Origin of the sequence: Pseudolysinimonas sp. (assembly GCF_044239695.1) — a bacterium.
GTDB lineage: Bacteria > Actinomycetota > Actinomycetes > Actinomycetales > Microbacteriaceae > Pseudolysinimonas_A.
The window spans coordinates 1-3,758 of the sequence record NZ_JBIIAW010000171.1 but is presented as its reverse complement, the minus strand read 5'-3'; the positions used below and the strand labels follow the sequence as shown (position 1 = coordinate 3,758).

Here is a 3,758-nt window from a genome sequence, read left to right as displayed (position 1 = left end):
GCGGCGCGCCGGTCGTCGGAGAGCTCCTCGGCGACCTCGAGCCGGCGGCCCTCGGGCAGGTCGAGCAGGGTGTTCGCGAGGTCGGCCGGCAGCAGATCCGAATACGTCGCGACGAGCTGCTCGGCGGACTGCGACTCCCCGGGAGTGGAGTTCTCGCGCACCTGATCCCAGGTGGCGAACGTGGTGGCGCCCTTCGAGAACGGGGAGGCGCTGCGAGGGCGTCGCAGGAAGAGGTCGCCCACCTCCCACTCGCCGGGAGCGGACTCCTCGATCGCGACATCTTCGATCGTCGCGTCGCCCGACTTGTCGCGCAGGCTCACCTTGCGGCCCAGCAGCTCGGCGATGACGCGCACCTCGCCTCCGCGCTGCTCGAAGCGGCGGAGGTTGATGAGGCCCGTCGTGATGATCTGACCCGAGCCGATGCTGGTCACGCGTCCGATGCTGAGGAATACGCGGCGCTTGCCGGGCACCTCGACGATGATGCCGACGACGCGCGGCGACTCGGTCTTGCGGTAGACGACGACGACATCCCGCGCTTTGCCGACCTTGTCGCCCGCGGGGTCGAAGACGGAGCACCCGGCCAGCCGGGCGACGAAGACCCGCGTCGCGCTCACGTTGAAAGGTTAGTCCTGCCCACCCGTGGGTTGAGTGCCGCCGCGGGCGGTGTATCGAAACCCATCTCCGAGTAGCCCGGGGGCGGGTTCGATCCACCCGCTGCACGGGCACTCAACCCGCGGGGTGGAGCAGACTGGGCCGATGACGCGCGCCGAGAAGATGGTGCTGGCGATCGCCGTGCTGGCCTCGTTCGTGGCGTTCCTCGACGGCACCGTCGTGAACGTGGCGCTGCCGGCGATCGTCGACGAACTCGGCGGCGGCATCGCGACCCAGCAGTGGACGGTGGATGCCTACCTCATCACGCTCGGCTCGCTGATCCTGGTCGCCGGATCGCTGTCGGACGCCTACGGCCGCATCCGCATCCTGCGTATCGGTCTCGTGCTGTTCGCAGTGGCGTCGGTCGCGATCGCGGCGGCGCCGGATCCGCTGTTCCTCATCGTCGCCCGCGGCGTGCAGGGCGTCGCGGGCGCGCTGCTCGTGCCGTCGTCCCTCGCGCTGATCACGAGCACCTTCGACGGCAAGGCCCGCGGGCGGGCGATCGGCATCTGGACGGGTCTGACGAGTGTCGCGATGATCCTCGGCCCGCTGATCGGGGGCGTCTTCGTCGACCTGCTGTCCTGGCGGCTCGCGTTCCTCATCAACGTCGTCCCGATCGCGATCACTCTCGTGCTGCTCGCCCGGCTCGGGCAGCAGGACCAGACGCGGCCGGGCGTGCGCATCGACTACCTCGGCGCGGTGCTCTGCACCCTCGGGCTCGGCGGGCCCGTGTTCGCGCTCATCGAGCAGGGCACCCTCGGCTGGGCGCATCCGGCGATCGTCCTCTCGATGGGGCTCGGGGTGCTCGCGTTCGCCGGCTTCCTGGTGCGGCAGCGGTTCGCGGCGAACCCGATCCTTCCGCTCGGGATGTTCGCGGAGCGCAACTTCTGGGCCGGCAACCTCGCGACGGCGTTCATCTACGGCGCGCTCGGCCTCACCGGCCTCGTCGTCGGCGTCTTCCTGCAGGAGGGGGCGGGACTGACCGCGACCCTCGCCGGACTCGCCGCGCTGCCGAGCACGATCCTGCTGATCCTGTTCTCCTCCCGGGTCGGCGGTCTGTCGGCGAGATTCGGGGCGCGGGTCTTCATGACCGCCGGGCCGATCATCGCCGGGCTCGGCACACTGCTCTATCTCTTCGTGCGGCCGGAGCCCGACTTCGACTACTGGTGGCAGGCGCTGCCCGCCGTGCTCGTGTCCGGTGCCGGGCTCACCCTCACGGTCTCCCCGCTCACCTCGACGATCCTCGGCGCCATCGAGCACACCCGGGCGGGCACGGCATCCGCCGTCAACAACGCCGTCGCGCGGGTCGCGGGGCTGGTGCTCACGGCGATGGTCGGGATCATCGTCGGCGGGGAACTCGACCTCGCGGGATTCCAGCGGGCGATCGTCGTGACCGCCGCTCTGCTGATCGCCGGAGGGGTCGTGTCATTCCTAGGGATTCGTGACGAACGGAAGCCGGAACCTGCCGAGGTCTAGTGGGATACTGACCGCGTGAGTACTCCCTTCGCCCGTGGCCCCGTCAACCAGCAGCGTGTGCCGAAGGGCGACGTGCTCGGCACCTATGAGACCTACGCCGAAGCCCAATCGGTCGTCGACCGCTTGGCGAAGGCCGACTTCACCGTCGCCGACCTCTCGATCATCGGCAACGACTTGAAGACCGTGGAGCGGGTGACCCGCAAGCTGTCGTGGAACCGCGCCGCCCTCGAGGGTGCGCTCAGCGGCGCGTGGTTCGGCCTCTTCATCGGCTTGCTGCTGACGTTCTTCACCGAACCGATCAACTGGAGTCTGTTCATCGCCGCCCTGCTGATCGGAGCGGTCGCCGGGATGTTCTTCCGCCTCATCTCCTACGGCATCGCCCGGCGCAGCCGCGACTTCGACTCGCAGACCCAGGTGCTCGCGTCGAACTACCAGGTGCTCGTCGCGGGGGAGCACCTCGCGAAGGCGCAGGACGCGCTGTCACGCCCTGCCCCCTCGGAATAGGTCCAGGAGGGCGGCGCGCTCCGGGCGTCCCATCGCCCGATAGGCGGCAGACCAGTCGTCCGGATGCGCCATCGGCAGCTCGTTCCACAGGGTCCCCGGGCGGGCCGGGATGCGAACGACGACACCGTCGTCGGCACGCACGGCGAATCGCACGATGACGTCGATCATGGCATCGTCCAGGCGGACCGTGAAGAGCGCCTCGGAGACGTAGCGCTCCGAGGCTTCGGACCGCTCCGCCCGCAGGCCGGCGGCGCGCAACGCGGCCGCCACGGCCTCGGGATCGGCGTCGGTGACGACATCCCAGTCGCGCACCTCGGTGTCGACGCCCATCGCGACGAGGAGCGCCGATCCGCCAACGACCGCCGGGATGCCGGCCGCGCTCAGGGAGTCGAGCACTCGGCGGAGTGGCGCGAACGGCGGAACGGTCATCGCGTCAGCGACCGCATCCATTCCTCGACGTCGTCGGCGGTGCGCGGGATGCCGCCGGACATCAGGTCGCAGCCGTCGGCGGTGACGACGACGTTGTCTTCGATGCGCACGCCGATGCCGCGGTACTCCTCGGGAACGGTGAGGTCGTCGGACTGGAAGTAGAGTCCCGGCTCGATCGTGAACACCATGCCAGGCTCGAGCACGCCGTCGAGGTAGAGCTCGCGGCGGGCCTTCGCGCAGTCGTGCACGTCGAGCCCGAGGTGGTGGGAGGTGCCGTGGATCATGTACCGCCGGTGCCACTGCCCCGCGTCGAGCGACTCCTCGGCGGTGCCGGGCAGGAGACCCCACGCGGCGGTCTTCTCGGCGACGACGCGCATCGCCTCGGCGTGGATCTCGCGGAACCGGATGCCGGGCTTCACGATCGCCCGGGCGGCGTCGGCGGCCTCCAGCACGGCGTCGTAGATCTTCCGCTGGATGTCGGTGAAGCGCCCGTTCACCGGCAGGGTGCGGGTGATGTCGGCCGTGTACAGGCTGTCGAGTTCGACGCCGGCATCCATCAGCAGCAGGTCGCCCGGCACCACCGGCCCGTCGTTGCGGGTCCAGTGCAGGTAGCAGGCGTGCGGGCCGCTCGCGGCGATCGTGTCGTAACCGACCGTGTTGCCGTCGATGCGCGCGCGGCGGTCGAAGGTGCCCTCGAC

The 3,758-nt window shown here is 70.1% G+C and carries 5 protein-coding genes; 2 read left to right on the top strand and 3 right to left on the bottom strand.

Annotated elements, in window-relative coordinates; all coding sequences use genetic code 11:
• Positions 1-614, bottom strand: a 614-nt coding sequence (locus ACILQS_RS15925) for a PRC-barrel domain-containing protein (RefSeq protein WP_395641106.1), incomplete at its 3' end; no start/stop codon positions are given.
• A 142-nt stretch (positions 615-756) separates the two neighbouring features.
• On the opposite strand from ACILQS_RS15925, the gene ACILQS_RS15920 reads away from it, so the two are divergent.
• Both ACILQS_RS15920 and ACILQS_RS15915 read left to right on the top strand, forming a co-directional pair.
• The gene (locus ACILQS_RS15920; RefSeq protein ID WP_395641105.1) at positions 757-2,127 is read left to right on the top strand and encodes an MFS transporter; all 1,371 of its coding nucleotides are present in this window, start codon (positions 757-759) and stop codon (positions 2,125-2,127) included.
• Between the two features lie 15 nt (positions 2,128-2,142).
• Entirely contained in the window at positions 2,143-2,631 is a 489-nt protein-coding gene (locus ACILQS_RS15915; RefSeq protein WP_395641104.1) for a general stress protein, read from the top strand.
• Here the strand turns inward: ACILQS_RS15915 and ACILQS_RS15910 are convergent.
• Both ACILQS_RS15910 and ACILQS_RS15905 read right to left on the bottom strand, forming a co-directional pair.
• Positions 2,608-3,060 (bottom strand): nucleotidyltransferase domain-containing protein, encoded by a 453-nt coding sequence (locus tag ACILQS_RS15910; protein ID WP_395641103.1) that lies wholly within the window; start codon positions 3,058-3,060, stop codon positions 2,608-2,610. The genes ACILQS_RS15915 and ACILQS_RS15910 overlap by 24 nt on opposite strands.
• Positions 3,057-3,758: M24B family metallopeptidase (locus ACILQS_RS15905; protein ID WP_395641102.1), on the bottom strand; the 702-nt coding region annotated here is incomplete at its 5' end. The genes ACILQS_RS15910 and ACILQS_RS15905, both read right to left, overlap by 4 nt.

Coding starts and splice junctions, on each gene's coding strand:
- ACILQS_RS15920 (WP_395641105.1), top strand. CDS start 757: ATGACGCGCGCCGAGAAGATGGTGCTGGCGATCGCCGTGCTGGCCTCG.
- ACILQS_RS15910 (WP_395641103.1), bottom strand. CDS start 3,060: ATGACCGTTCCGCCGTTCGCGCCACTCCGCCGAGTGCTCGACTCCCTG.